The 25,180-nt window shown below is 70.7% G+C and carries 25 protein-coding genes and 1 pseudogene; 13 read left to right on the top strand and 13 right to left on the bottom strand.

All coding sequences use genetic code 11. The features are described 5' to 3' along the window. The first annotated feature begins 206 nt into the window (after positions 1 to 206). The gene (locus ACZ303_RS30105) at positions 207 to 785 is read left to right on the top strand and encodes a TetR/AcrR family transcriptional regulator (RefSeq protein WP_467343646.1); all 579 of its coding nucleotides are present in this window, start codon (positions 207 to 209) and stop codon (positions 783 to 785) included. A gap of 300 nt (positions 786 to 1,085) precedes the next feature. Here the strand turns inward: ACZ303_RS30105 and ACZ303_RS30100 are convergent, their stop codons facing one another. Then, positions 1,086 to 1,664: a TetR/AcrR family transcriptional regulator gene (locus ACZ303_RS30100; RefSeq protein WP_467343645.1), complete on the bottom strand. Its 579-nt coding sequence runs from the start codon at positions 1,662 to 1,664 to the stop codon at positions 1,086 to 1,088. 119 nt (positions 1,665 to 1,783) lie between these two features. Here ACZ303_RS30100 and ACZ303_RS30095 point away from each other — a divergent pair, with 119 nt between their 5' ends. Together ACZ303_RS30095 and ACZ303_RS30090 are read left to right on the top strand one after the other, a co-directional pair. Then, positions 1,784 to 2,710 carry an NmrA/HSCARG family protein gene (locus ACZ303_RS30095; RefSeq protein WP_467343644.1) on the top strand — a complete coding sequence of 309 codons (927 nt, stop codon included), beginning with the start codon at positions 1,784 to 1,786 and terminating at the stop codon, positions 2,708 to 2,710. Further along, positions 2,707 to 3,588 carry a TIGR03620 family F420-dependent LLM class oxidoreductase gene (locus ACZ303_RS30090; RefSeq protein ID WP_467343643.1) on the top strand — a complete coding sequence of 294 codons (882 nt, stop codon included), beginning with the start codon at positions 2,707 to 2,709 and terminating at the stop codon, positions 3,586 to 3,588. The genes ACZ303_RS30095 and ACZ303_RS30090 overlap by 4 nt, the downstream gene beginning before the upstream one ends. A gap of 46 nt (positions 3,589 to 3,634) precedes the next feature. On the opposite strand, the gene ACZ303_RS30085 is transcribed toward ACZ303_RS30090, so the two are convergent. Beyond that, positions 3,635 to 3,967: a hypothetical protein gene (locus ACZ303_RS30085; protein ID WP_467343642.1), complete on the bottom strand. Its 333-nt coding sequence runs from the start codon at positions 3,965 to 3,967 to the stop codon at positions 3,635 to 3,637. Between the two features lie 129 nt (positions 3,968 to 4,096). On the opposite strand from ACZ303_RS30085, the pseudogene ACZ303_RS30080 reads away from it, so the two are divergent. Together ACZ303_RS30080 and ACZ303_RS30075 are read left to right on the top strand one after the other, a co-directional pair. After that, positions 4,097 to 4,294, top strand: a pseudogene (locus ACZ303_RS30080) (oxidoreductase); the annotation flags it as partial. A gap of 163 nt (positions 4,295 to 4,457) precedes the next feature. Next, positions 4,458 to 5,048, top strand: a complete 591-nt coding sequence (locus ACZ303_RS30075) for a hypothetical protein (protein ID WP_467343641.1) — start codon at positions 4,458 to 4,460, stop codon at positions 5,046 to 5,048. A gap of 56 nt (positions 5,049 to 5,104) precedes the next feature. On the opposite strand, the gene ACZ303_RS30070 is transcribed toward ACZ303_RS30075, so the two are convergent. Continuing rightward, complete coding sequence (locus ACZ303_RS30070; RefSeq protein ID WP_467343745.1) at positions 5,105 to 6,514, bottom strand: MFS transporter; 1,410 nt, start codon at positions 6,512 to 6,514, stop codon at positions 5,105 to 5,107. A gap of 100 nt (positions 6,515 to 6,614) precedes the next feature. Between ACZ303_RS30070 and ACZ303_RS30065 the strand changes: the two genes are divergently transcribed. From ACZ303_RS30065 to ACZ303_RS30045, 5 genes are all read left to right on the top strand, one after another. Next, complete coding sequence (locus ACZ303_RS30065) at positions 6,615 to 7,217, top strand: helix-turn-helix domain-containing protein (RefSeq protein ID WP_467343640.1); 603 nt, start codon at positions 6,615 to 6,617, stop codon at positions 7,215 to 7,217. A 251-nt stretch (positions 7,218 to 7,468) separates the two neighbouring features. Beyond that, entirely contained in the window at positions 7,469 to 8,368 is a 900-nt protein-coding gene (locus tag ACZ303_RS30060; RefSeq protein ID WP_467343639.1) for an RNA polymerase sigma-70 factor, read from the top strand. Continuing rightward, positions 8,356 to 8,814, top strand: coding sequence for an SRPBCC family protein (locus ACZ303_RS30055; RefSeq protein ID WP_467343638.1), 459 nt, complete (start codon positions 8,356 to 8,358; stop codon positions 8,812 to 8,814). Before ACZ303_RS30060 ends, ACZ303_RS30055 begins: the two co-directional genes overlap by 13 nt. 166 nt (positions 8,815 to 8,980) lie before the next feature. Continuing rightward, positions 8,981 to 10,357 carry a serine/threonine-protein kinase gene (locus ACZ303_RS30050; RefSeq protein WP_467343637.1) on the top strand — a complete coding sequence of 459 codons (1,377 nt, stop codon included), beginning with the start codon at positions 8,981 to 8,983 and terminating at the stop codon, positions 10,355 to 10,357. After that, a complete protein-coding gene (locus ACZ303_RS30045) occupies positions 10,308 to 10,967 on the top strand; it encodes a hypothetical protein (RefSeq protein ID WP_467343636.1) in 660 nt (219 codons plus the stop codon). Before ACZ303_RS30050 ends, ACZ303_RS30045 begins: the two co-directional genes overlap by 50 nt. Positions 10,968 to 11,033: 66 nt before the next feature. Here the strand turns inward: ACZ303_RS30045 and ACZ303_RS30040 are convergent, their stop codons facing one another. From ACZ303_RS30040 to ACZ303_RS30030, 3 genes are all read right to left on the bottom strand, one after another. After that, the gene (locus tag ACZ303_RS30040; protein ID WP_467343635.1) at positions 11,034 to 11,519 is read right to left on the bottom strand and encodes a VOC family protein; all 486 of its coding nucleotides are present in this window, start codon (positions 11,517 to 11,519) and stop codon (positions 11,034 to 11,036) included. Between the two features lie 74 nt (positions 11,520 to 11,593). Continuing rightward, entirely contained in the window at positions 11,594 to 12,280 is a 687-nt protein-coding gene (locus ACZ303_RS30035) for a DUF8017 domain-containing protein (protein ID WP_467343634.1), read from the bottom strand. A gap of 94 nt (positions 12,281 to 12,374) precedes the next feature. After that, entirely contained in the window at positions 12,375 to 12,812 is a 438-nt protein-coding gene (locus ACZ303_RS30030) for a MarR family winged helix-turn-helix transcriptional regulator (RefSeq protein WP_467343633.1), read from the bottom strand. 115 nt (positions 12,813 to 12,927) lie between these two features. On the opposite strand from ACZ303_RS30030, the gene ACZ303_RS30025 reads away from it, so the two are divergent. Both ACZ303_RS30025 and ACZ303_RS30020 read left to right on the top strand, forming a co-directional pair. Then, on the top strand, positions 12,928 to 13,482 hold the full coding sequence (locus ACZ303_RS30025) for a quercetin 2,3-dioxygenase (RefSeq protein ID WP_467343632.1): 555 nt from the start codon (positions 12,928 to 12,930) through the stop codon (positions 13,480 to 13,482). 181 nt (positions 13,483 to 13,663) lie between these two features. Beyond that, positions 13,664 to 14,512 carry a GRP family sugar transporter gene (locus ACZ303_RS30020; protein ID WP_467343631.1) on the top strand — a complete coding sequence of 283 codons (849 nt, stop codon included), beginning with the start codon at positions 13,664 to 13,666 and terminating at the stop codon, positions 14,510 to 14,512. Between the two features lie 151 nt (positions 14,513 to 14,663). On the opposite strand, the gene thpD is transcribed toward ACZ303_RS30020, so the two are convergent. The 5 genes from thpD to ACZ303_RS29995 are packed head-to-tail and all read right to left on the bottom strand — an operon-like array spanning position 14,664 to position 22,532. Next, the gene (gene thpD, locus ACZ303_RS30015; RefSeq protein WP_467343630.1) at positions 14,664 to 15,575 is read right to left on the bottom strand and encodes an ectoine hydroxylase; all 912 of its coding nucleotides are present in this window, start codon (positions 15,573 to 15,575) and stop codon (positions 14,664 to 14,666) included. Positions 15,576 to 15,594: 19 nt separating this feature from the next. Then, positions 15,595 to 17,568, bottom strand: coding sequence for a primary-amine oxidase (locus tag ACZ303_RS30010; RefSeq protein ID WP_467343629.1), 1,974 nt, complete (start codon positions 17,566 to 17,568; stop codon positions 15,595 to 15,597). A gap of 36 nt (positions 17,569 to 17,604) precedes the next feature. Then, positions 17,605 to 18,435 (bottom strand): thioesterase II family protein, encoded by an 831-nt coding sequence (locus ACZ303_RS30005; protein ID WP_467343628.1) that lies wholly within the window; start codon positions 18,433 to 18,435, stop codon positions 17,605 to 17,607. After that, positions 18,428 to 21,367, bottom strand: coding sequence for an amino acid adenylation domain-containing protein (locus ACZ303_RS30000; protein ID WP_467343627.1), 2,940 nt, complete (start codon positions 21,365 to 21,367; stop codon positions 18,428 to 18,430). The genes ACZ303_RS30005 and ACZ303_RS30000 overlap by 8 nt, the downstream gene beginning before the upstream one ends. Position 21,368: 1 nt before the next feature. Continuing rightward, positions 21,369 to 22,532, bottom strand: coding sequence for an acyl-CoA dehydrogenase family protein (locus ACZ303_RS29995; protein ID WP_467343626.1), 1,164 nt, complete (start codon positions 22,530 to 22,532; stop codon positions 21,369 to 21,371). Between the two features lie 613 nt (positions 22,533 to 23,145). On the opposite strand from ACZ303_RS29995, the gene ACZ303_RS29990 reads away from it, so the two are divergent. Continuing rightward, positions 23,146 to 23,982, top strand: a complete 837-nt coding sequence (locus ACZ303_RS29990) for a class I SAM-dependent methyltransferase (protein WP_467343625.1) — start codon at positions 23,146 to 23,148, stop codon at positions 23,980 to 23,982. Positions 23,983 to 24,029: 47 nt separating this feature from the next. Here ACZ303_RS29990 and ACZ303_RS29985 read toward each other — a convergent pair whose 3' ends face one another. After that, positions 24,030 to 25,076, bottom strand: coding sequence for an AMP-binding protein (locus ACZ303_RS29985; RefSeq protein WP_467343624.1), 1,047 nt, complete (start codon positions 25,074 to 25,076; stop codon positions 24,030 to 24,032). An 11-nt stretch (positions 25,077 to 25,087) separates the two neighbouring features. Next, on the bottom strand, positions 25,088 to 25,180 hold a 93-nt coding region (locus ACZ303_RS29980), incomplete at its 5' end, for a biotin/lipoyl attachment domain-containing protein (protein WP_467343744.1).

The following is a 25,180-nucleotide window of genomic DNA, read 5'->3' as shown; positions in this document are numbered from 1 at the left end:
TGTGAAAACTATACGGCGTGCAGTTTCCTTACGGCAATCAATACGGTGACGCTGCAGAGTGACCGCATGGCAGGTACCGGGACCAGAGGACGCCGTGAGCGGCTGCGGGCCGAGACGACGGCCGAAATCAAAAGCGTGGCGATCGAGTTGATGGCCTCGGGGGTCCCAGTGCGATCACGCTGCGCGCCATCGCCCGCGAGATGGGCATGACCGCCAACGCCATCTACGGCTGCTTCGCCACCCGCGACGACCTGGTCACCACGCTCATCAACGACGTGTACACCTCGCTCGCCAGCGCTCTGGACGCAGCCTGGGACAGCGCCTCTCCCGCGGATCCGGCCAACCGGATCCAGGCATGGGCGCGTGCCTTCCGAGGCTGGGCCCTGGCCAACCCCGAAGGCTTCCGCCTCATCTACGGCGACCCCGTACCCGGCTACGTCGCTCCCGAGGGCGGCGCCGCCCCGGACGCCGCACAGCGGGTCTGCACCGGCCTCACCGCCCTCGCGGCCGCCGCCTGGCCGCACGCCGAGCACCTCTACACGGACAGCGAGTTCCAGTGGTCCGACTTCGACGCCGGCCTCCTCGACAAGGTCCGCCGCCCGGCGTTCCCCGGCCTCCCGCCTGCCGCTGTGGCTCTCGCACTGCGCATCTGGGGCCACCTGCACGGCCTGGTATCACTGGAGATCTACGGCCATCTGCACACCCAGACCATGAACCCGGACAAACTCTTCCACGAGGAACTGACCCGACTCGTCCGGTCCTTGGGTATCGCGCCGAAGGGCTGACGGCCTCCGGGACCTCTGGGCCCATGAGCCGGGCGAGCTCTCAGCCACCTGCTCGTCGCGTAGGCAGACGACCAGCTCAAGGCACCCTGCCGTGCGGCTGCCCGGTACCACGTCACCGGGCCGGGCCACTGGGCGCCCGGCCGTGTTCGCGGCGGGGTCCTGCGCGGCGAGGAGGAGATCTTCGTACGCGTGGGGAGCACTTGCACCGCGGACGCAGCGGTGCTGCTGCCGACGGGCCACACCTCCAGCATCCCGTCGTCGTTCGTTTGCGAGCTCCGGTGAGCCCCGGTGAGACCTGGGTCAGTGTGCGCGTACGCCGTCGATGGCGATCGCCAGCAGGAGGTCGGCCTCGGCCGGGCCGTCGACGTCCTGCTCGGTGGCCAGCGCGATGGCGCCGACGAGCTTCAGCAGCCGGCTGACGGTGATCTCGGGGCGGACGGCACCTGCCGTTCGGGCGCGTGAAAGGAGGGCGTCTCCGGCATGGGTGATCATGCCGTGGCAGGTCTCGCCCAGTGTCGTGTCTCCGTCGCGCATCAGCGACGCCCCCAGTCCCCGGTTGGCCACGGCATGCGCGGCGACGGCGCGGAGCCAGGTGTACAGCGCCTGGCCGGGGTCCGGTTCGGCGAGCAGGTCGTCGGCCTTCGCGCACAGGGCCTCAACCCTGCCCTTGAAGACCGCTTCCAGAAGCGCCTGTCGGGAGGGGAAGTGGCGGTGCAGGGTGGCCGAGCCGACTCCCGCGCGGCGGGCGATCTCCTCCAGGGAGGCATCGGCGCCGTGTTCGGCGATCAGGGTCCCGGCGGCGGCCACGATCTTCTCGGCGTTGCGGCGCGCGTCGGCGCGCGTCGGCCGGCGGGGCGGGGTGGCGGCGTCTTTGGGCACAGGCACTCCTGACGGCTTGATAAGTGGGGTGGTCCTCCATATCGTAGCGAACGAGAAACGGAGAGCCACCCCACTTACGGGATGGCTCCCCTTCCGCACGGACGCGAGAGAGAAGAAACGTGAAGCCGACTCAGAAGGCCGTCGTCGTGGTGGGAGCCACCGGCCTGCAGGGCAGGGCCGTGACACATCACCTGCTCCGCGACGGCTGGCAGGTGCGCGCAGTGACGCGCGACCCGAACGGGGCGCAGGCCACAGCACTGGCGCGGGCCGGAGCGCGGGTGGTGCGGGCGCGGATGGAGGACGTCGACTCCCTGACCGCCGCGGCCGCGGGCGCCTGGGGCCTGTTCAGCGTCCAACCCACCGTCGGCTCGCCCGGCACCGCGCCGGATTTCACCGCCGAGGACGAAGTGCGCTGGGGCGTGAACGTCGCCGAGGCCGCGCACGCCGCCGGCATTGGGCACTTCGTCTTCACTTCGGTCGCCGAAGCGGACCGACACCTTGAGGAAAAGCTTCCGGTGAACCTGGTCAGCAAGTGGCGGATCGAGCAGCACATCGCCGCGCTCGGCCTGCCCGCGACCATCCTGAGGCCCGTGTCCTTCATGGAGAACTTCACCGGCGGATACGCGCTGCGGAACGGGAATCTGTCCACCGGACTGGCACCGGCGGTCCCCCAGCAGAGCATGGCCGTCGACGATGTCGGCGCCGTCGCCGCGCTGGCGTTCTCCCGGCCGACGGAGTGGATCGGCCGGGCGGTCTCCCTGGCCGGGGACGAACTCACGCCGGTTCAGATCGCCGCGGCCATCGGAAAGGCGCTCGGCATACCGCTGCCCTACGTTCCGATCCCGATCGACGCGATCCGGGCCCTGAGCGAAGACTTCGCCTACGCCAACGAATGGCTCAACGCACGCGGCTACCGCGCCGACATTCCCGCCACCCGTCGGATCCACCCCGCCACGGTGGACTTCGGCACCTGGCTGGAACGCACCGGCGCATCCCGGATCGCCGCGTTCCTGGACTCCGCGCGCACCGCGGGACAGGACGCGTGAGCGCCCGCACCCCCGGCCTCGGACGCATCGGGATCTGGGCGGGGGACTTCGACGCTCTCTCCGCGCCCGAGATCCGTAAGGCCGCCGCCACGATCGAGGACCTCGGCTACGGCACCCTGTGGTTCCCCGAAACCATGGGGCGGGAGGCCATGGCGCAGGCCGCGATCCTCCTGTCGGCCACCCGGCACATCACCGTGGCCGCCGGCATGACCGACATCTACGCCCGCGACCCCGTCACGGCCGCCGCCGCGCAGCGTACCCTGGAGGAGGCGTTCCCCGGTCGGTTCCTGCTCGGCCTGTGGGACAGCCACCCCAGCCTGGCCGAAGACATCCGCGGCCACCGCTTCGGTCCGCCCGTTCCCACCATGCGCTCCTACCTCGACGCGCTGGACACCGCCCCGTGCGGGCCACCCGACACGGCTGCCTCACCGCACCGCGTACTCGCCGCCCTGGATCCCGGCATGCTCGCCCTCGCCGCCGAACGCGCCCGGGGCGCGACGGTGATGGGCATGCCCGTCGAGTACACCCGCACCGCCAGGACCGTCCTCGGAGACGACGGCCTGTTGGCCGTCACCCAGTTGTGCGTGCTCAGCCGCGACCGCGCGGACACCGCCGGCCTGGCACGCGCCACGGCCGCGGCCGCCCTGCCGAACCGCCGCGACCTGCTGCGAGGACTTGGATACCAGACCCCGGAGGCGCTCGACGACCGGCTGGTCGACGCGCTGGTGGCCCACGGCCGTGCCGAGGACATCGCCCACCGCGTCCAGGAGCACTTCGACGCCGGAGCCGACCACGTCAGCCTCCACCTCATGACCACCACACCCGACTCCCCCTCCGTACGGCAGTGGGAGCAACTCGCCACGCACCTTCCCGTCTGACCGGGCACACCGCGGCGCGGACCCGCCAGGGGCCGGCGGGCTCGTTCTACTCATTCGGGAGCGTGCGCGGGAGGACGGCGGTGATCGTCATGCCCGCTTCGGCTGCCGCGTTCACAATGGTGCGCTTCAGCTCTTCCGTTTCCTCCGGCGGCAGCGGGTCGCGCTGGTAGGTGAGTGACATCATCCAGTCGTCATCCGCGTAGCGCCACAAGTTCAGTTCGACCAGCCCTTCCTCCCTGGGGCGCAGCACCCGGCTTCCGAACTCCTCATCCCAGTCGTCGTCCAGACGGCCGCGTCGCCGCAGCCCTGTCCGCTCGCAAAATATGCGCAGCCGCCCGCCGAGATCACCCTTCATCCTGACCGCTAGCTGGTCAGCCACCGCGTTCTCCTCACTGTCGGCCGATGATCCAATCGCTGTCACGTTATCCCTGTGGAGAAGCCTCGGATCTTCCACTTCGTCTACCGACCGCGTCGATCGGCGGACCGTATCCGTCGAGGACGTTCGCGTGTGGGCCGCGAGGTATCGCGGCAGGCGCTGGAACACGGGCACCGGGTGACCTGCCTCGCCCGCGGCGAGAGCGGCGAAGTGACCGAGGGCGCGGAGTTGGTCGCGGCGGACCGGCGCCACCCCGCAGCGTACGAACAACTGGTGGGCCGGGACTGGGACGCTGTGGTCGAGGTGTCGTGGCAGCCGGGCTTAGGTCGGTGACGACAGGCCGGGGACGGGATCCGAAACGGCGAAACGTTCGACTGTCCCGATGGCCAGGTCGATTGCCGCGCCGTCGGAGGCGGGCCGGCGCGCAGGCGACTGTCGCGACACGCCGACGTCCTCCCCGACCGGCGTGGCAACGGGGAGGACCATGGCCTGTATGACGAGCAAGGCACAGCGGCGAACCGTGATCCTGGCAGGAGTGGCGGTGCTCTCCCTCCTCACAGTGGCCTGTGAGGAGGGCGGTAAGGGCAAGGCGGCGGCCGTGAATCCCTCCGTGTCCACCGCTCGCTCCGCCTCGGCCCCCAAGAGCACCGCTGCCGGCCCGGGCATCGCCGCCGGCCCGAGTACCGCCACGGGGCCGAGCACCGCCGCCGGCCCGAGCACCTCCGCGGGGCCGAGCACTGCCACGGGTCCCTACGTCCTCAATCTCATCGGCGAGGAGAGCGTGGACAGAGGCCGTCCCGATCGCCACCCCAAGGATCTGGTGCTCTCCGAGTTCACCACCCTCAAGAACATCCGCTGGCAGGAGTGGGACACCGACAAGGCCGTCGGCACGGCTCAGGCCACCGGCACCTGGTGCATCGAGACCTGCGGGGACAAGCCCCTGAGCGCGACGGTCACCCTGTCCGACCCCAAGTCCGTGCGTGACGCCAAGTACTTCTCCACCTTCACCCTCAAGCTGTCCAAGGGTTACCGGGCGTACGACGCCGAGGATCTCCAGGGCAAGAGGCCGCTCGCCACCCCCTGACCTTCGCCGCCACTCCCCCGCTCTGGTCCAAACGGATCGTCGGTTAGTCAGATGCCTCACCGCGCCTGCGGGGACGCGGGGCGGGCGGTGTCCTTCTTCGGCCGAGATGCGTGGGCGACGAGGAAGAGGAGTGTTCCGCAGACGGCGACGAGGACCCAGCCGGGCCGGGACGCGTGTGCGAGCCCCGTCGGGCCGGCTGTCGCGACGAGGCCGCCGGCGATGGCGATGCCGATGGCGGAGCCGAGCTGACGCGCGGTGGAAGTGATCGCTCCGGCTACGCCGGCACGGGCGGGAGGCAGTCCGCTGACCGCGGTGTTGGTGATCGGGGCGTTGGCGAAGCCGAACCCGATACCGATGAGCGAGTAGGCGAGCAGGAGCAGGAGCACGCTCGTGTGCTGGTCGAGCCCGACCAGGCAGAGTCCGCCGACCGTGATGAAGCCGCCGGCCAGGGCGAGCGGCAGCCGCGGTCCGAGGCGACCGACCAGATGGCCGGACAAGGGTGCGCAGACGGTCGCTCCGACGGCCATGGGCAACGTCGCCGTCCCGGCGGCCAGAGGTGTCCAGCCCCGGGCGTCCTGCAGATAGAGGGTGTTGAGCACCAGTGTCACGTTCAGGGCCGTGAAGACCGCCACGGCGCCCAGGACCGCACTGCTGAAGACCGGGCTCCGGAAGAGTCGCGGATCCATCAGCGGTTCGCCGCGGCGGGATTCGACCCGTACGAACGCGACCGTCGCCAGGGCGGCGAGCGCGTACATGGCCAGCGCCGCGGGCGATGTCCAGCCGATGCGCGGCCCTTCGATGAGGACGCCGACCGAGGCCCCGATGAGCGCTGTCAGCAGAGCCTGCCCCAGGAGGTCGAGCCGCCGCGCCCGCGGTGCCCGGGACTCCGGCACGTACACCGCGCTGAGTACGAGGGCGGCCGCGATGACTGGTGCGTTGATCCAGAACAGGGACTGCCAGCCGAACGCCGCGACGAGAGCGCCGCCCGTGACAGGGCCGGCGGCCATGCTGAGCCCGAAGACCGATGCCCAGACACCGATCGCCCGCGCTCGCTCCTTCGGATCGGGCATCGCGTTCACCACGATCGCCAGCGCCACGGGGCTGAGCATCGAGGCACCTACGCCCTGGACGGCACGGACCACGACGAGTGCGCCCACCGAAGGGGCGATCGCGCAGGCCAGCGAGGCCGTGCCGAAGACGACCAGCCCGAGCTGGAACACCCGTCGGCGTCCGAACCGGTCCGCCAGCGCACCGGATGAGATCAGGAGGCCGGCCAGGACGAGGGTGTACGCGTCCACGGTCCATTCGAGACCGCGGGTCCCGACACCCAGGCCGCGCCCGATCGTGGGCAGGCCCACATTGACGATGGTGGTGTCCAGACCCACCAGGAACATGCTCAGGCAGCAGACGGCCAGCACCGTCCAGCGTCTGCGCGCACTGAGAACGGGCTGAACAGGGTGGGTCATCGTGGTCACGGTCCGTCTCTCTCACATCCGGGGAGCACTTGCCCGGCAAGACTCCGGCCGGACGGCGACCGCGGCCCAGCACTTTTGCGAAGGCTGCAAAATGGGCTCCGTGGACGCGGAACTGGAACAGATACTCGACGGCATCGGGCCCCGGCTGCGCGCGCTGCGCCGCGACCGTGGGCTCACGCTGGAGGCGCTCGCGGCTACGACCGGGATCTCGGTGAGCACGCTGTCCCGCCTTGAATCGGGCAAGCGGCGCCCGACCCTGGAGCTGCTCCTCCCGCTCGCGCGTACGCACCGCGTCGCACTCGACCAACTGGTGGCCGCACCGGCCAGCGGTGACCCTCGGGTGCATCTCACGCCGCTGCGCAAGTCGCCCGGCAGCACCCTCGTGCCCTTGACGCAGTACCCGGGGCGGGTGCAGGTGTTCAAGCAGGTCCTGGCTCCCCGCGAGCCGAAGCTGGTGACCCACGACGGCTACGAGTGGCTCTACGTCCTCGCGGGCGAGCTGCGCCTCATCCTCGGCGAGAACGAACTCACGCTCCGCCCCGGCGAAGTGGCCGAGTTCGACACCGGAGAACCGCACTGGTTCGGTCCGGCGAACACGAGCGCCGTGGAGATCCTGCACCTGTTCGGACCGCGAGGCGACCAGGCCGTCGTCCGCGCGAGGCCCTCTGCGACTCCCCCGCCCCGCCGGCCATGACGAGCCCCTCGTCGACCACGTCACGGCGCGGCCGATCGCGGGGGGGCACGTCGGCGCGGACAGGGCCGCGAGGTGACGTGAACCACAGCTGTGGGCTGTCACGGTTTGCTGGTGTGGGGTGTCTCGATGGGCGTCCAAGGAAAGGGGGCGGGTGTGATGCCAGGGCGTGGATGCGTAGGACAGGTCATCGGGATGGGGCGCCGAGCGCGTGTGCTCCGGCCGCCGTGCCAGGGGAAGGGGCGGGTTCGGCCATGACTGAGGACGCCTTCACCGAGCACCGGCCGCTGCTGTTCACCATCGCTTACGAGATGCTGGGCAGTGCGGCGGACGCCGAGGACGTGTTGCAGGAGAGCTACCTGCGGTGGAGCGCGGTCGACCCGGCCGTGGTCGAGCATCCGCGCGCCTACCTGGTCCGCGTGGTGACCCGGCAGGCTCTCAACCACCTGCGCGCGGTCAAGGCGCGGCGCGAGGAGTACGTCGGCGCGTGGCTGCCCGAGCCGATCCGCACCGCGCCCGAGGTGAGCGAGGACGCGATCCTGGCCGAGTCGGTGTCGATGGCCATGATGCTCGTCCTGGAGACGCTGAACCCGACCGAGCGCGCGGTGTTCGTCCTGCACGACGTGTTCGGCTACACCCACGGCGAGATCGCCGCGTCGATCGGCAAGAACGAGGTCACCGTCCGGCAGATCGCCCACCGCGCACGCCGGCACGTCCACGCGCGGCGCCGCCGCTTCGAGCCCGACTCCCGAGCCTCCCGGGAGATCGTCGAGCGGTTCCTGCTCGCGACGGCGACCGGCGAAGTCCAGGCGCTGATGGACCTGCTGGCGCCCGACGTCGTGCAGGTCTCCGACGGCGGCGGGAGAGTGTCCGCCGCCCGCCACCCCATCACGGGCCGCGCCGACGTCGCCCGGTACGTCCTCGGCGTGGCCCGCACCAGCGTCACCGCGACGACCCGCATCGAGCACGCCACCTACAACGGCATGCCCGCGGCACGCTCCCTCACCGACGGTGAACTCGACTGGCTGCTCGCCTTCGAGATCCACGACGGACGGATCACCGGCCTCTACGTCATACGCAACCCGGACAAGCTGCACCGCGCCGATGCGGTGCGGCCACTCAACAGGGGAGAACGCCAGCCATGGAAACCATGATCGTCGAGCGCACCATCGACGCCCCGATCGACGACGTCTTCGCCTGGCTCACCACGACCACCAACTACACGAGCTCGCCCCTGGTGCTGCGCTGCCGCCTGACCCGGCACGGCGAGACCGCGCCCTACGGCGTCGGCGCGGTGCGCGGTCACCTCTGGCTGATCGGTTGGTTCCGGGAACGCATCACCCACTACGACCCTCCGTACGCCACCGAGTACGTCGTCGAGCGCAGCCTGCCGCCGTCCAGGCACGAACTCGGCCGTATGACGTTCACCGAGGTCGACGGCGGCACCCAGGTCCGCTGGACCACCCGCGCCGAGATACCCGTCCCGTTGCTCGGCCCCTTCCTCACCCGGCGTGTCGCGCGGCCGATCATCACCCGCACCTTCGGCAACATCCTCGCCGCTGCCGACACCGCGCTGGCCCAACGCCCTGGCCGAACATGACGGTCACGCACACGGCAGTGGGCCCCGGGGCCCGCTGCCGTCACCGCTCCTGCGCGGGAAGGCCGGTGCGCTGCGAGGCCCGCTCCGCTTTCTCGTCCGCCCCTTTTCCGTGTAGTCCCGGCTGATCCTCAGCGGGATTCCCCGCGGTGTGCCCACGGGCCGGTGGATGATGTGGCATCTCGGCAGAGGACCCAAGGGTCGCGGGGGCGGGGGGCATGGGGTGGGAGCGTTGGAGGCCCTGGAGCCGGAGGATCCACGACAGGCGGGGCGCTACAAAATCGTGGCCCGGCTGGGCGCCGGAGGAATGGGCCAGGTGTACTTGGCGCATTCGCCCGGCAGGCGCCCGGTCGCGGTGAAAGTGGTGCGCCCGGAGCTGGCCAAGGACCGTGAGTTCCGGCGTCGCTTCGCCCGCGAGGTGAGCGCGGCCCGGCGGGTCAACGGCGCTTTCACCGCCGGTGTGATCGACGCCGAACTCGGCGGCTCCCTGGCCTGGCTGGCCACGGTCTACATACCGGGACTGTCGCTGGGAGAGGCGATCTCCGGGCACGGCCCCTGGCCGGCACCCTCGGTACGCGCCCTGGGCGCGGGCCTGGCCGAGGCCCTGGAGGTGATCCACACCGCCGGGGTCGTCCACCGGGACCTCAAACCCTCCAACGTCCTCCTCGCCGCCGATGGCCCGAGGGTGATCGACTTCGGCATCTCGGCGGCCGGTGAGGCCAGCGTGCTGACCAGCACCGGCATGACGATCGGCACCCCCGGCTTCATGTCTCCGGAACAGCTCACCGGCGAGCCCGTCGGACCGGCCTGCGACGTCTTCGCCCTCGGCGCGGTACTGGCCTACGCGGCCACCGGCGTCGGACCGTTCGGCACCGGCACTCCGCACGCACTCCACTTCCGCGCCGTGTACGAACAACCGAACCTGGACCTCCTACGCTTGTCTGGCCAAACAGCCCGACCAGCGCCCCACCGTGGCCGCCCTGCTCGACCGGCTGACAACCGCCGACGGCGGGGGCGAAGGCGGAGGGACGGCCACTGGCACATTTCTGCTCACCGAACCCGGCTGGATGCCCGACCGGATCGCCCGGCTCATCCGCGAACAACCCACGCACACTCCTCCGAGCCTGCCCCAGGCACCACCGCCGACACTGTCGGAGACACCCCCCGCACCGCCGGCGCCCCTTCTCCCGCCCGCCGAGCCGCCCCGCGTCGCGCCCCCCGCCACCCCGGCACCACCGGCCTCCGGAGCGAATCAGACTCTCAGCTCAGCCAGGGAACAGCCCGAGCCGATCCCAGCCTCGCCCACCCTCGTCACCAGCGGAACCGACTCGGAAGAACAGCCCATGGAAGCGGCCCTCCTCGGACGCGACCATGCACTGGTCGGCCCACTCGACGCTCCCGGACCAAGGTCCGAGCCAAAGCCGGAACCGCACCCCCGCTGGAAGCTGCCGCTGACAGCCGCTGTTGGGATCGCTCTAACAGCCATAGCGATCCCAGTGATCGCGAGCCTTGGCGGTGGAGCCGATTCCGGCAGCGAATACGGTGAGGCTGCCGGGCGCGAGCAGACGAGCTCCTCGCCGAAAACGACGGAGACGACGAATACGAGGAGAGAAAAACCTCCGAAAATCGCAAAACTGCCTGTTCCATGCAAGACGCTCTCCGTAACGACGGTCGGGCAGTTGGTGCCCCACCCGGATAAGAAGGACGGCACAACCATCAAGAGCACGAGCGGCGACAGCCTCGGCACCTGCTATTGGAGTGGACTGAACAACGACCACCAGTTCCGCTGGCTCAGCGTCCGCACCAGTCGTCACGGCTCGGGCGCCGACCTGGACAACGGCGAAAAGATCGCCAAGGACGCCTACGCCGAGGCGATCACCTACGCCCAGAAGGACGAAGGCGCCCAGAACACCAGGACCGAGCCGGTATCCGGCCTCGGAGACCAGGCAACCGCCGTCAGCTACGACCGACGGAAGGACGACGACGTCTCCAAGGACGCGATTCTCGTGGTGCGTATGGGCAACGCCGTGATCAAGCTCAACTACAGCGGCACGAGCTACTCCGGCGCGGACGCCCCCGACTCCGCGGCAATCATGAGGGGCGCGACAACGGCGACCGAGGAAGCCGTGGAGTCGGTCATCGAAGCCAACACGTAGCCCCCCGCTCAGGGGACTTACTCGGGCGCCCTGTGATGGGGGCTGGTCACCGCGCACGGCGAGTGGTCAGCCGGCGGTGGCCATGCGGCGCGCGAGCTCCTCGTTCGAGACGTCTTCCAGGTGGGTGAGGAATACCCACATGTGGCCGTGGGGGTCCTTGAGGATGACGGTGCGGTCGCCGTGGAACATGTCCCGCGGCGGCTGGAGGATCTCGGCACCGGCGGCCTCCGCGCGCTCCGCCAGGCTGTCGACGTCCGGCACGAAGACATGGAGCGTGACGGACGTGCCTCCGCCGAGTGAGGTCGGCGCGGCGAAGGAGCCGGCCTCCGCCTCGTCCACGCTGGCGTCGCCGAGCATCAGGGCCGACCGTCCGATGGTGATTTCGGCGTGCAGAATTCCACCGCCCGGAGCGTCGATCCTGAAGTCCTCACGAGCTCCGAACGCCCGCTGGTAGAAATCGATCGCCGCGGCGGCGTCGTCGACCATGATGTGCGGGATCACGGCGTAGCGGTAACGGTCGGGGATCTCGGTGTGGGTTGTGCGCTCGGTCATGGCGAACCTCCTTGAAGAGCACCGCTGGTCGGTTCCTGCGGCCCTGAAGGAGAACCTAGAAGCTCAAGTTTGGTTCAGGTCAAGGAAGCGCTCTTCATCACCAGGTCCACCTCGCGGCTCTCCGTCCCCCCGGCCGGCTGCGCGACGCCGAGGAGGAACGCCGAGCGGCTGTCGTCCACCGCGATGAGAGTCAGGCGAAGATGGCCCGGGGTGCCCGTGCCTCGCTTGTCCGCGCTCACCCTCAGCGCCACGGTGTGCGCGGGGCGACCGCCCACGGTCGCGGGTCGGGACTCCTCGAGTTCGGAGCTTCCGTCCGGGTAGAAGAACTCCGCGTTCGAGCGGGCCGCTCGCTCGGCCTGCCGCCGCAGAGCGGGCTGCGGTACCGCACCGGAGCGGCCGGCGAGGACGGTGCTGCCGCCTTCGCCGCCGTCATGCTTCTTGGTGACCGACGAGGTGAAGGCTCCGATCAGTCCCTTTCCCTCGTGGTGCTCCCATCCCTCGGGTATCGCGTAGGAGAGCCCGGCCGCGTTGTCCGTCACTCGGGGCCGGCCGGCGAACGGCGAGGTGTCCTCGTCGCGTGTCAGCCACCACCCACCGGCGATCCCGGCGACCAGCAGCAGAACCAGCGCCGCCACGCCGCCGACCACCAGCGTCCGGCGGCTACCCGGCCGGCCGGGCGGGGAAGAGACCGGGGGCGCGGGCGGAAAGGCGGGGTGCGGTGGGTACGGCTGGGAGTCGGCGAGGTGGGGCGTAGTGGTCATGATCCCAGCATCCACGACCTGCGCGGGGGGCCGCCTGAGCGCTCGTACTCAGTCACGTACTCATGAGCGGCCGCGTGGGCCGCTTCAACCCTGACTACTCCGTGCCCGGCGGCCGACCCCACGGTGTCTCCAGCGCCGTCCGCAGGGCGGTGACCGTTTCCCGGCCGATCCGCTCGGCCAGTTGCTCTTCCAGCCGTTCGAGGATGACGCCGGCCTGGCGGTGTGCGCGTTGCCCTTCCGGGGTGCGGCGGATCAGCCGTTGACGGGCGGAGGTGGGGTCGGGGACCTGTTCGAGGAGTCCCGCGGCGACCAGGCCGTGCACGGCCTGGTGCGCGGTCTGCCGGGTGACGCCCATGCGCCGCGCCAGCTCGGACACCGTGGTGCCCTGGTCGTCCAGCACGGCGAAGAGCTGCGCCTGCGTCGGGGAGACCGGCGTGGCCCCGGCTGCTTCCAGGGACGTCAGCAGCCCCTCTTCGAACCAGCGCCGGGCTTCGCCGAGCAACTGGGGAAGGTTGCGGTGGGTGGGCTGCATCTGTTCCTCACGATGGCAGAGGCGGGGACGGGCTCATATCCGACGGCTTGCTTACCGGCAATCTCTCATGTCAGGCTACCTGACGTTCCTGACGGGGTCGATCCGAGGAGACCGCATGACCATCGAGTACGCCACCCGCTATCGGCGAGCCTCACGCATTCCCGCGGAGCCCGGAAAGCCGTACTTCATCGAGAAGGGCGAAGGGGACCGCGCCCACCTGTTCGGCGACCTGATCACCGTCTACGCGGGCGGCGAGCAGACCGAGAACACCTTCAACTTCTTCACCGTCGAAGGCCCCAAGGGCGATCTCATCCCGTCCCATCTGCACACCGACACCCACGAGGTCTTCTACATCACCCAGGGCGCCGTCCGGCTGTTCGTCGAGGACACCGAGGGCAACCAGCAGGAGAAGCTGCTCACCCCCGGCGACTTCGGCTTCGTACCCAAGAACTGCCGGCACGCCTACCGCATGGAGCGCCACCACAGCCAGGTCGTCGGCGTCGCCGCCGGTCCCGGGGCGACCTTCGAGCGGTTCTTCGAAAGTCTCGGCGCGCCCTCGGAGCAGCTCGGCCTGCCGCACGAGCCCGTCATACCGGAGCCCCACAAGTTCGCGAGCGTTCCCCAGCAGTACGACGTGCGCTTCCTGCCCGACCACCAGTGGCGGACCTGACAGCGGCAACGGGTGCCGTCGGGTGACAGCGGTGCGGCGTGTCATTGTTGCCCGATACCGGGGTAGGGACCTGCCATGCTCTTGTTGATCACGACGTGGTTAGCCTCTGCCACTGATCCCCGGACCGGCAGGCATCCGCGGACGATGACGCCCGTGACCGCCCGTGTGAAGGGCGCATGCGATGGGTGAGCTGCTCGCCTTGTCGTCCGCCCTGTGCTTCGGTGTCACCCATTTCGTCAACGGTCTGGTCTCGCGGCGGTTCAACGGGATGACCGTGGCGTTCCACGCCCAACTCGGCGGGACGACGCTGGCGCTCGTTCTGGCGCTGTGTCTGGCCCAAGGGTCCGCGTCGGTCGCGGATTTCGGCTGGGGGGCGCTGTCCGGGGTCGGGACGGGAGTGGGGGTCGCCTTCCTGTACCGGGCGATGTCGCAGGGAGCGATGAGTGTCGTCGTTCCCGTGAGCGATGTCGGGGCCGTCGCCCTGCCGGTACTGGTCGGGGTGGTCTTCCTCGGGGAGCGCCCTGCCGCGCCCGCGTGGGTGGGGATCGCCGCTGTCCTGCCGGCCCTGTGGCTGGTGTCGCAGAACTCGCCCGGCGCGGCCGGGAAGGAGAGCCGTGCGGTGTCCGCGGGCGTGCCCAGCGCGCTGGTCGCCAGCGTCGGGTTCGGTCTGCAGTTCCTGGCCATGTCTCAGGTGGACGACGGAAGCGGGCTGTGGCCGGTGGTCCTGAGCCGGGTGGTCTCCGTCGCGGTCATCGCCGCGGTTCTGGTGCCCTACGGCGGCCACTGGACGCTGCCGGGAAAGCCGTGGGCGGCGACGGCGGCGGCCGGCGCCCTGGGCACGCTCGCGATCGTGCTGTACCTGGAGGCGACCAGGCGGCAGCTGATGGCCGTGGCCACCGTGCTCTCGTCCCTCTACCCCGCCGTCCCCGTCGTTCTCGCCCTGCTGTTCCTGAAGGAGCGCCTGAACCGCCGCCAGGTCGTCGGCCTGGTCTGCGCGGCGCTCGCGGTCGGGCTCATCGCTCTGCGCTGAGCCGCCCGGGCCATGCCCCTCAGCCGCCCGGTGGATGTCGGCGTCGGCGGCCACGGGTACGGGTGCGCATTTTCCCGCCGGACGTCGGACGCGGGCGCTCGGGGTCGGCGGTGGCGTCCGCCGACGCAATTGCGCGGTGGCTCCTCCGGTGTCACCGCTCTCCTCCCGGTACGGGCGTGAAGTCGCGGCTGGCGATGTGGGTCGGCCGAGGGGCCGGCGCGGCGAAGGGCGCACCAAGTGTGTTGTCGACGCTGTTGAAGACGATGAAGACGTTGGAGCGCGGGTAGGGGGTGATGTTGCCGTTCGAGCCGTGCATACAGTTGGAGTCGAAGAAGGTGGCCGAGCCGGGACGTCCGGTGAACTGCTCGATGCCGCCCGCCTGTTCCGCGAGGTCCCGGACCGCGTCCTCGTCCGGCATTCCGACGGCCACCGAGTGCGTACGCAGCGAATGGCGGTGGTGATCGGGCGGGGTCTGCCCGACGCAGGGCACGAAGGTCCGGTGCGAGCCGGGAATGATCATCAGGCTGCCGTTGTAGGGGTGATTCTCGGTCAGGGCGATGGAGACGCTCACCGCGCGCGGGGCGGGCATGCCGTCCTCCGCGTGCCATGTCTCGAAATCGGAGTGCCAGTAGAAGGGGCCGCCGCCGAAGCCGGGCTTGTAGTTCACCCGGCTCTGGTGGACGTACACATCGGAGCCGAGTAGGTGGCGGGCCGGTCCCACCACCCGGGGATCCGCGGTCAGGCGGGCGAAGGTCTCGCTGATGCGATGCACCTCGAAGATCGAACGGACCTCCTGCGACTTCTCCTCGATGACAGCGCGTTCGCCCTCGCGCAGGGCGGGATCGGCCGCGAGGCGCACGGCTTCGTCCTGGACGGCACCGATCTCCTCCGGGGTGAGCAGGGACTCTTCCACGTGGTAGCCGCGCTGGTCGAACGCGGTCAGGTCCGCGGTGGTGAGCGGGCCGTCGCCGGGCTTCCCCCAGACCGTGGGGTCCGGGCGGGGCATGACCGGGGCGGCGCTCGGCAGGCGAGTGGGGTATCGGTCGGTCGATGTGGCTCCCATGATGGCGATGTCTTCCTTTCTAGAGCGGGTGCCGGTCGTGGCAGGTGGCCGCCGTGGTGCCGCAGGCGTCCGGCGCGGGCAGGTCCAGGGCGGGGTTCCCGTCGAAGAATCCGTTGGGCCGCAGGGCGAAGCCGGTGCTCACCACCGGCATGGCGGGCCAGTCCTCCGGGCGTACGACGTGGTGCTCGCCGAAGGTGTGCCAGAGCACCACGTCGGTGTCGGCCAGCGGCCGGTCGTCCCGTACGTAGGCGGGCAGTCCCTCTCCGCCGCGGCTCTGGTTCGGGTAGTCGCCGGCCGCGTACATCTGTGCGGGGTCGTACGCGGTCACCCACAGGTGCCCGTAGCAGAAGCGGGCCCGCTCCCAGGCCTGGCTGCCCTCGGGCTGCATCGGCAGGAGCCCCGAGCCGGGCACCAGCTTGTAGCCCACGGGCTGCCCCAGGCCGTTGCGCCGCCGTGGATTGACGATGTTCCAGAAGCGGCCGGTGGCGGCCCGGGCGGTGCGCTGCTGTGCTTGTCGCTCGGAGCGGAGGAGCCGGTGCCGGGTGCGCCAGGCGTTGGCGTGCGGGTTGCGTTCGTCGACGGGGAGAGCCACGGAGTCCACCTCGTAGACCGAATTGCTCGGTCCGTCGAGGGCCATGTCGAGGCGCATGGAGAAGAAGTGCTGGTGGTGGGGGCCGTAGAGGCCCGGGGCGACGGCGGTCCCGTACGGCGGGCACTCGTCGGCGAAGGCGCCCGTGGAGATCATGCCGGTGAGCTTGACCTCGAACTTGATCGTGCCGTCCAGGTACAGGTACCAGAAGTAGCCGTATTGATAATTGCCGAGGACGGCGAAGGAGGAGACGACCAGCCGGCGCTGGCGCCTGGTCACGACCTTGCCCGTACGGAAGTCGGTGTGCTTCCAGGCGATGTTCATGTCCTCTTCGTGCATGCAGACGGCGTTGGGCAGCGTCACGGGCTCGCCGTCCTGGTCGTGCACCACGGCGTCGAAGTAGTGGATCTCGCCCAGGCAGTCGCAGCCGAGTTCCAGGGCGTTCACCATGAATCCGGCCCCGTACTCGCCCTCGTCGAAGGCGTTCTTGCGGTAGTGGGTGAATCCCGGGTCGCCGTACGGGGTGTACATCTCCGCCAGGGAGGCGCGGTGCAGGATCGACCTGACCCGGCCCTGGTCCTCATATCCGACCTGGTGCAGGACGAGCCCTTCGCGGACCGTGAAGCCGATGCGGAAACGCCATTTCTGCCACTGGACCGCATAGCCGTCCACGGTGAAGCTGGGGCCCTCGGGCTGGGTGATGTCGATCGGCCTGAGGTCCTGTCGTTCTTCCACCACGGCCGGCCAGTTGCCGTCCGGGGCGCGCACGGCCGGGTCGTAGTTGCCCGACAGCGGGGGCAGGGGGACGGTGCCCTTGTCGGTCACCTCCAGCACTTCCATGGAGTCGAGGTCGACCAGGGCGACGAGGTTCTCCACGGGGCGGGCGTAGCCGTTGTCGTCGGGGTGGGCGCGTACGAAGGTGAGCGGGCACGCCAGCCGCCTCCCTGACGCGTCGTCGAGTTCCCCGGTCCAGCCGGTGGGCCAGGCGTCCACCATGGCGAGGGAGAAGTCCTCGACCCCCCGGCGTCGCATGGCCCGCTGCCAGCGGGGGTCGGAGCGCACGGCCGCGTCGCACTGGGCGAACTCCTCCCCGGTCATGGCCGGCTGCGCGCCCGGGAGGTGCCGCCAGTCGACGACCCGCTCCGCGTCGAGGGACACGACGGCTTCGTAGGTCCGGCGACGCGCGCGGTCACGCAGCACCATGAAGACCTCCCTGGGCACACTGCCGTCCTGGCGCGGCAGTCGTCGCTTGTCCGGCTCCCGGAGGGAGATCATCACGAAGCGGGTGTCGGCCGTGAGGTCCTGCTGGGCCCTCACCACCCGCACCGCCTCCCGGATCTCCTCGGGGGTCAGGGGGGCCAGGGGATGGAGCGCGGTGGACATCGCGCGGGTCGTCATGGTCATGGGGCCTCCTTGTGCCCAGGGGAATCGGTGCCGGGCTCACGCCGAGGGGGAATCGGTGCCGGGCGCGGGCGGGTGCCGTGGGGCTCGGGCCGCTCTCTCGGCGGCCGCCGTCAGGTCGTGCCGTAGCGCCCGGAGGAGGTCGTGGCGGGCGCCTTCGAGGTAGAAGTGGTCACCGGTGAACGAGCGGTGGACGACAGGGCGTACGGCGGTGGTCCGGTCCCACTCCTCCTGATGCTCGCGGCGCACGCCGGCGTCCCTGTCGCCCGCGTATACGGCCACGGGGCAGTCGAGCGGTGCGCCGGGCGTGTGGGTGTAGGTTTCCGCGACGGTGAAGTCCGCGCGCAGCACGGGGATCATGAGGCGGACGAGTTCCGGTTCGTCGAGGGCTGCCGGTGGGATGCCGCCGAGGCGGCCGACCTCGGCGAGGAATTCCTCGTCGGGCAGGGTGTGACAGCTCCGCGTCGTCGCGGCCGCGCGGTGGGGAGGCGCGGCGGCGGAGGCGATCAGCAGGGCAGGCGGGGCGGTCGATCCGCTCAGGGCGCGTGCCGTCTCGTAGGCCAGTACGGCTCCCAGGCTGTGCCCGAAGAAGGCGTACGGAACGTCGTGCGTCTCAGTGGGCAGGAGGGGGCGGAGTCCCTCGGCGGCGGCCTGGGCGAGGTCGGCCATGTCCGTGCACGGCGGCTCCTCGTATCTGCTGTCGCGGCCCGGCAGCACGATGGGCAGGACGTCCACCTCCGGGCCGAGCAGCCGCGTCCACGGCCGGTAGACGGAGGTCCCCGCGCCGGCGTGCGGGAAGCACAGCAGGCGGATACGGCAGGTGTCGTGTGGCCCGTTCGAGCGCACCACCCACCTGCTCGGGTCAGCCATCGTCGTCACCTTCCTCGCGGCCCGGACGCAGGCGTGCCGTCCTGGCCAGGTCTCTGACGGTGGGTGCGGCGAGGAACTGCTCCAGTCGTATGTCGAGCCCGCGCTCGGCGCGCAGGCGGGAGACGAAGCGGGCCGCGTGCAGGGAACTTCCCCCGGCGGCGAAGAAGTCGTCGGTCGGGCCCAGGCTCTCGACGCCGAGCACACGGGCGGCGAGAGCTGTCATGGCCCGCTCGTCGGGGTCGCCGCCGGGCTCCGACCCGTGGTCCTCCCCCGGAACCGGTCGCCGAGCGCGGGCCGGTGGCAGAGCGTCGTGATCGACCTTGCCGTTGCGCATCATGGGCAGGGAGGCGACGGTGGCGAGCGCGGAGGGGATCATGTATGCGGGCAGGGAGCGCCTGACGTGGTCCACCAGCTCCTCGACGTCGGGCACGGTGCCGACGGTGGCGTCGGGCACGACGTGCGCCTCGATGCGTCCGTCCACGACCCGGACCACGGCCGTCCGCACCACGGGGTGCCGCTCCAGCGTGCACCGGATCTCGTCCAATTCGATGCGGTGGCCCCTGACCTTGACCTGACCGTCGGTCCGGCCGATGAAGTGCAGCACTCCGTCCCGGTCCATCCGGACGAGGTCACCCGTGCGGTACAGCCTGGCTTCCGGCCGGTCCGTGAAGGGGTCCGGGACGAAGCGCTCGGCCGTGAGTCCCGGCCGGCCCCGGTAGCCGCGGGCCACGCCTGCCCCGCCCACGTACAGCTCGCCGGGGTATCCGGGCGGAACGACCGCACCGGTCTCGTCGAGCACATGGACGGTGACGTTGGCGAGGGGACGGCCGATGGGGACGGGGGCAGCCGACGCGTCCCGCGGTCGGCAGTGCCAGCTCGTCACGTCGATGGTGCACTCGCTGGGGCCGTAGAAGTTGTGGAGTTCCGCCGACGCGCCCGAGGCGTGGAACCGGCGGCACAGCTCCGGGGACAGGGTCTCCCCTCCGCAGAAGACGTACCGCAGACCAGGGATGTCGGCCGGCCCCGGTTCCCGCTCCTCCAGGAGCAGGTCGAGGAGGGAGGGTACGCATGCCAGTACGGAGACGTGGTCGCGGCGCATGTCCTGGAGCAGCCGGTGAGGGTCGCGGGAGGCGCCCGGGGCCGCCACGACGAGAGTCGCCCCTGACATCAGGGGCGCGAAGATCTCCCACACCGAGATGTCGAAGCTGAGCGACGTGTGGTGGAGCACCGCGTCGCCCGGGCGCAGGGGGAATGTGGCGGCGTCCCAGCGCAGCCGGTTGGCGAGGCTTCGGTGCTCCACTTCGACGCCCTTGGGGGTGCCGGTGGAACCGGAGGTGTAGATCACGTACGCCAGCGCGTCCGGCCGGACGCGCGGGGCGCCCGGGCAGGCGGGATGGGCGGGAGAGGAGCGCAGCTGCTCCGGTGTCAGGACCGGGGCGGCGCCGGTCGCGATCCGGCCGGTGAGCTGTCGACTGGTGACGACCGCGGCGGCCTTGCTGTCCTCCACCATGAAGGTGATCCGCTCCGGCGGGTAGCCGGGATCCAGCGGGAGGTACGCGGCCCCGGCCTTGAGGACGGCGAGGATCGTCATGACGGTGTCGGCGCCGTGCTCCATGCAGAGGCCGACGACGTCGTCGGCGCCGATGCCGTACTCGGCCAGGGCGCGCGCCAACCGGTCGGCGCCGGTGTTCAGTTCCCGGTAGGTGATCTCGCTCGTCGCCGTGCGCAGTGCGACCGCCTCGGGGTGCCGCGCGGCCGCTCGTTCGAACAGCTCGTGCACGCACGCGCCGGTCGTGGGGTCGACGGCGGCGTTCCGTACGACAGCGGGTTCCCGCAGCCGCGCCAGCCTGCGCGGGGGTACGCCGCCGCCGTGCCGGCCGATTCCCCGCAAGGGGGTGGTTCCTCCCGTCGGCGACCCGGTCTTCCGGGCAGGCCGGTGCGCGGCCGGGTCGAGCCTGGCGGTCTCCGCCAGGAGGAGGCGGTACCCGACCGCCACCGGCAGGCCGTCCCGCAGACCCGACGCTCCGTGGACGTGCACGGCGTGGTGGACGCACTCGCGCAGCACCGGCCACAGGGCCTCGCTCACCGCGGTCGCGTCGGTCTCGATCCCGGCGCGTTCCGCGTCCTGGGCCGCGCCCCGGCGCTGCCGGCTCCCGTGCTCGTCCAGCCTGAGCAGCTGAGCGTTGTTCTCCAGCCGCAGGGCCTCCAGGCGCGCCCGCTGCGTGGCCAGGGGAAACGCGATCGCCTGCTGGGCTCCGATGGGCCGGCCGAACTGTCGTCGTGCGCGTGCCCGGCCGATGGCGGCCTCCAGCGCGGCGAGCGCCATGCCCAGGAAGTGCGCGTTGCGCAGCAGGGTGGTGGCGGCCCACAGCGAGGCGGCCGGCGCCCGGAACACTTCCGCGCCGCGGTGATCGGCCGTGTCGGCGCGAAGCTCCCACAGGTCCCCGCCCGGGGTGGGGCGGCGCACGCCGCCGGTGGCGTCCACTTCCACGCCGCTGACCTCCTCCGGTGAACCGGCCGCCGGAAGGAGGACAAGGCCGGGGAGGGCGTCCGTGAAGCGGTAGGACGGGGGCCCGCCATTCGGCGTGCGCGGGGTCTGCGGCCGTGTGGGGGTGGCCAGGCCGACCGTGGCCGTTCCGTCGAGGACCGATGCGGCTCTCCGAGGTGCGGCGGCGGATACGGTCGGCAGGGCGACGATCGCGTCGATGGCATCACTCGGCGCGAAGGCACGGCCGAGCCGCTCGGCCAGCATCGCCGCCTCGTGCCACGTCAGTCCGAGGCCACCGTCGTCCGCGCTCAGACACACCCCGTTCCATCCTTCACGGGTCAGGGCGTCGCGGGTGCCCGCCAAGGTCGCACCGGCGCTCGGAGGGGGCAGGACGTCGGCGAAGTCACGGACGAGCTGTTGCTGCCATCTGGGGGTGTTCGGCATGTCAGACCTGCTCCTCCCATGGGTCGCCGCCGTCCAGGAGGTCGGTGGCCATGGTGGTCAGCTGGATCTCCGAGGTGCCGGCGGCCAGGGTCAGCCCCGGCGCTTCCCGGGCCGCGAGCGCGAGGTCGGGGAAGTGCGCGTCCTGGGGAGCCGTCGGTCCGAGCAGTTCCCAGGCCAACCAGGACACCTGCTGGGCCAGTTCGCTGGCCCACCACTTGGCCGCGGCGGCCGCGGCGGCGTTCAGGCCGCCTTCGGCAAGCCCCTGCACGGCCCGCCAGGCCAGCAGCCGGCAGGAACGGATCTCGGCGTCGAGGCGCCCCAGACCGTGCTCTCCCTCCGCTCCGGCCAGCTCTCCGCGGGCGCGCAGTCCGGCGACCAGCTGGTCGAACCAGCGGCGGGCCCGGCCCGCGAAACAGATGCCCGTCCGCTCCACCCCGAGCGCCTCGGCCAGCAGGGACCAGCCCTGGCCGGGCTCCCCCACCAAAGCGTCGGAGGGCAGCACGACATCGTCGAGCCGCACGGTGAAGAACCGCTCGGGGTTGACGGTGGGGATCGGCGTCACGTGCACCCGCGGGTGGTCCATCGGCACGATGAACATGCTGGTGGAGGCGTACGCGTTGGCACCGGGGCCGTGGGCGCGGGCCGCGCAGATGCCGAACTCGGCCCGCGAGGTACGAGCGTTCCACGTCTTCGTGCCGCTCAGGCGCCAGCTGTCGCCGACCGGTTCGGCCCGTGTCGTGATGCCACCGAGATCGCTGCCCGCGTGCGGCTCGGTGAACAACACGGAGAAGACGGTCTCCCCCGCCGCCATACCGGGGCAGAACCGGCGCCGCTGATCTTCAGTGCCGGCTGCCAGGATGGTGGCTCCGGCATTGTCGATCGTGTTCACCCGCACGCTGTCCGGAACACCGTGCAGCGCGAGTTCCTCGGCCGTCACCGCGGCGGCGTACGGGCTCGCACCCAGACCTCCGTAGAGCCTCGGCCAATGCGGTGCGAGCCAACCGCGGGCCCCGAGGTCCCGGTAGATCCGCTCGGCGTGGGGGCACTCCTCGTGCGAGGGCGTCGCCCAGATGCGTTCGAGCTCGTCGCGCGATTCCGGCCGGGAAAGAACATTCCTTATTCCATTGCGTAATTCTGGATCGTCGATGACCGAGGGGGCAGACACGGAATCTCCGTTCCGGGGCTGGGGAGCCGACTTTCGGCGGAGAGCGGGGCCGGGGGCTCAGGGGCGTGGCCCGTCGCCACGCCGCGTACGCACGTCCGGTCGGACGGCGCCATTGACCTGGGCCGCTCCGGCGGGTAATCCCAGTGTGAGGGGACGGCCCATGGGGATGTCAACCCCCGACCGGACAGGCGGAATTGGGCCTTCCGAAAGTCGTGCGGGGGACTTCCCCGCAGGAAAATTCCAAACGAGTCAATTTCCGCCCACTGCCCCGACGGGCGTGCCGCACAGCTTCACCATTTCTTCAATTCCAGGCGGTCTCGCAGGTCAGAATGCATAAGGTGAGGCCGCATCAGCACTCGTACGACGGCGGGCCGTTGACAGCCTTGCGAGCCGGTTCCTAGCTTGGCTCCTGTCCTAGCTTGGCTCTTGAGCGGACGGCGACCACTGACCGCCGGTCGAGTCAGCCGCAGTCGATCGCCGAGCGACCGCTCTCCCTTTCTCCTGCCCTGCCCGGTGTGCGACCGGCGCCGGCATTCCTTCTCCGCCGCTTTCTCCGGAAGGCGGCCATGAAACGTTTCCCGTCGTGATCCACCAACGGAAGTCAGGAATCATCATGACGACCTACCAGCAGCAGGCCGGCGCCCTGGACGAGCAGAAGGCCACGGTCAAGTCCGTCTACCAGCAGGTGGCCGACGAGTACGACGAGCGGATACCCGGTCTCGGACCCAGTGACGACATGTTCACCCGGTCCGAGCGGGACTTCCTGCTGGAGAGCATCCACCCCGGCGAAAAGGTCCTGGACATCGGATGCGGCACCGGCCGATTCACCGTCCCCATGGCCGACATGGGAGCGGACGTCAGCGGACTCGACATCTCGCGTCCCATGCTGGACGTGGCCGCGCGAAAGTTGCGCGAACGCGGCCTGAGCGCGGAACTGCGCGAGGGCGACATGGCTCAACTACCCTTTCCCGACGCGTCCTTCGACACCGTCACCAGCATGCTGGCACTGATGCATGTACCACTCCAGGACAGGCCGGCTGTCTTCGCCGAGGTCCGCCGTGTCCTTCGCCCGGGCGGCAGGATGCTGCTCGGGGTCAAGAACTCCCTGTTCGAGGAGATGTTCAGCGGTGACCGTTTCGCTTCAGTGGATGTCACCGACGTGGAAAGCAAACAGCTCCTTTTCACCAAGACCCGCAGCGGCGAGGAGTACGTCGCACCTTGGTACAGCTTCAGCCCGCGCGACCTCACCACGCTCTTCGCCACCGTCGGGATGACGGTCACCCGACTGCGCGGCAACTCACCTCTCGCCGTCTGGCTGGCCGATGAAGTCCTCCGGGACGAGGCGGTCAGGTCTTTCGTCAGCAGGACGGAACGCTTCCTGGCGGAGGTTCCCCCGTTCAACCACTTCGGCTATCACCTCTTGGCCGAGGCGATCAAACCCGCGGTGTAGCCATCGCCGGGCCGGTACCGCCGCCCGGTCGGCCGTTCTGAGGCGTGTCAGAGAATCGCGGTCTCGATCAGCTCGGTGGTGGGCAGCTCGCGGCGTACCCGCTGGAGTTGGTCGACGCTGAGAGGCGCCTGGGTGACCACCAGGCAGCGTACGCCCCGCAGCGGGGCCAGCCCCCGCGTGGCGAGAGCGGCGAAGGTCCGGGCGGACAGGCGCGCCACCGTCACCTCCTCCTCCCGGATCAGCGCGGCCAGTTCGGCGTAGGACAGGTCCGCGGGTGGTACGAGCAGCCGGGCACCGTTCATCAGGGGCGCCCACAGGCCCAGCGCCGAGCCGGCGGCGGAGGCGGGGGCACAGCCGAGCACGGTGTCGGTGGGGCGTACGGGCAGGAAGCGGCCGTCATCGGCCAGGGTGGTGAGGGCCTTGTGCGGTACGCATACCCCCCACGGCACATCGGCGGGCCCCCGCACGGGCAGCAGGTAGGCAGGGGCGTGCCCCGGGACATCGGCCGGCGGCGGCACGTCGTCGACCCTGGGGACAGGGCCCGGTGCGGGGTGGAGCAGCAGCGGAGCCGGGTGGGCCCGGCGCAGGGACGCGGCGAACAGCTCCTGCGTGATCACCGCTGCCGCACCGGTATTGCGCAACATCGCCCGCACGTACGCCGTGTCATGGTCGGCGGGATCCAGGGCCAGGTAGGCGGCACCCGCCTTCAATACCGCCAGCAGAGCCACGACCTGCCCGGCGGACGGCTGGGAACACACCGCGACGGTGTCGCCCCGCCCCACCCCCACCGCCCGTAGCCGGCCGGCCATCCGGTCGGCCTGTTCATCGAGGTCGGCGTACGTCAGGACGCCGTCGTGAGCGCGTACCGCCGTACGGTCCGGGTGAGCGGCGGCCTGCCGTCCGATCACCTCGTGCACCGCGACCGGGACCGGCTCGGCGGAGGTGACCGGGCCGTCGACCCGCGATTCGGGGGCAGCGGACGCTGTGCCGAGTGCGGCGGCGGCGGATTCGGCGAGGATGAGCGGCACCTCGGCGGGCGCGACCGGTATGACCGGCGTGGTGACGGATGCGGAGGTGAGGGTGGGGGCTGTCATGGGTTGCCTTGTCAGTCCTTGATTTCGCAGATGACGGCGCCGGAGGAGACGGAGCCGCCGATCTCGGCGGTGATGCCCTTGACGGTGCCCGCGCGGTGCGCGTT

Source organism: Streptomyces sp. NPDC023527, from assembly GCF_055560115.1.
Note: the sequence above shows the minus strand (reverse complement) of the source record. Positions and strands in the feature narration are given on the sequence as shown.

Coding starts and splice junctions, on each gene's coding strand:
- ACZ303_RS30105 (WP_467343646.1), top strand. CDS start 207: ATGACCGCCAACGCCATCTACGGCTGCTTCGCCACCCGCGACGACCTG.
- ACZ303_RS30075 (WP_467343641.1), top strand. CDS start 4,458: ATGACGAGCAAGGCACAGCGGCGAACCGTGATCCTGGCAGGAGTGGCG.
- ACZ303_RS30070 (WP_467343745.1), bottom strand. CDS start 6,514: ATGACCCACCCTGTTCAGCCCGTTCTCAGTGCGCGCAGACGCTGGACG.
- ACZ303_RS30065 (WP_467343640.1), top strand. CDS start 6,615: ATGGGCTCCGTGGACGCGGAACTGGAACAGATACTCGACGGCATCGGG.
- ACZ303_RS30060 (WP_467343639.1), top strand. CDS start 7,469: ATGACTGAGGACGCCTTCACCGAGCACCGGCCGCTGCTGTTCACCATC.
- ACZ303_RS30055 (WP_467343638.1), top strand. CDS start 8,356: ATGGAAACCATGATCGTCGAGCGCACCATCGACGCCCCGATCGACGAC.
- ACZ303_RS30050 (WP_467343637.1), top strand. CDS start 8,981: ATGATGTGGCATCTCGGCAGAGGACCCAAGGGTCGCGGGGGCGGGGGG.
- ACZ303_RS30040 (WP_467343635.1), bottom strand. CDS start 11,519: ATGACCGAGCGCACAACCCACACCGAGATCCCCGACCGTTACCGCTAC.
- ACZ303_RS30035 (WP_467343634.1), bottom strand. CDS start 12,280: ATGACCACTACGCCCCACCTCGCCGACTCCCAGCCGTACCCACCGCAC.
- ACZ303_RS30030 (WP_467343633.1), bottom strand. CDS start 12,812: ATGCAGCCCACCCACCGCAACCTTCCCCAGTTGCTCGGCGAAGCCCGG.
- ACZ303_RS30025 (WP_467343632.1), top strand. CDS start 12,928: ATGACCATCGAGTACGCCACCCGCTATCGGCGAGCCTCACGCATTCCC.
- ACZ303_RS30020 (WP_467343631.1), top strand. CDS start 13,664: ATGGGTGAGCTGCTCGCCTTGTCGTCCGCCCTGTGCTTCGGTGTCACC.
- thpD (WP_467343630.1), bottom strand. CDS start 15,575: ATGGGAGCCACATCGACCGACCGATACCCCACTCGCCTGCCGAGCGCC.
- ACZ303_RS30010 (WP_467343629.1), bottom strand. CDS start 17,568: ATGACCATGACGACCCGCGCGATGTCCACCGCGCTCCATCCCCTGGCC.
- ACZ303_RS30005 (WP_467343628.1), bottom strand. CDS start 18,435: ATGGCTGACCCGAGCAGGTGGGTGGTGCGCTCGAACGGGCCACACGAC.
- ACZ303_RS30000 (WP_467343627.1), bottom strand. CDS start 21,367: ATGCCGAACACCCCCAGATGGCAGCAACAGCTCGTCCGTGACTTCGCC.
- ACZ303_RS29990 (WP_467343625.1), top strand. CDS start 23,146: ATGACGACCTACCAGCAGCAGGCCGGCGCCCTGGACGAGCAGAAGGCC.
- ACZ303_RS29985 (WP_467343624.1), bottom strand. CDS start 25,076: ATGACAGCCCCCACCCTCACCTCCGCATCCGTCACCACGCCGGTCATA.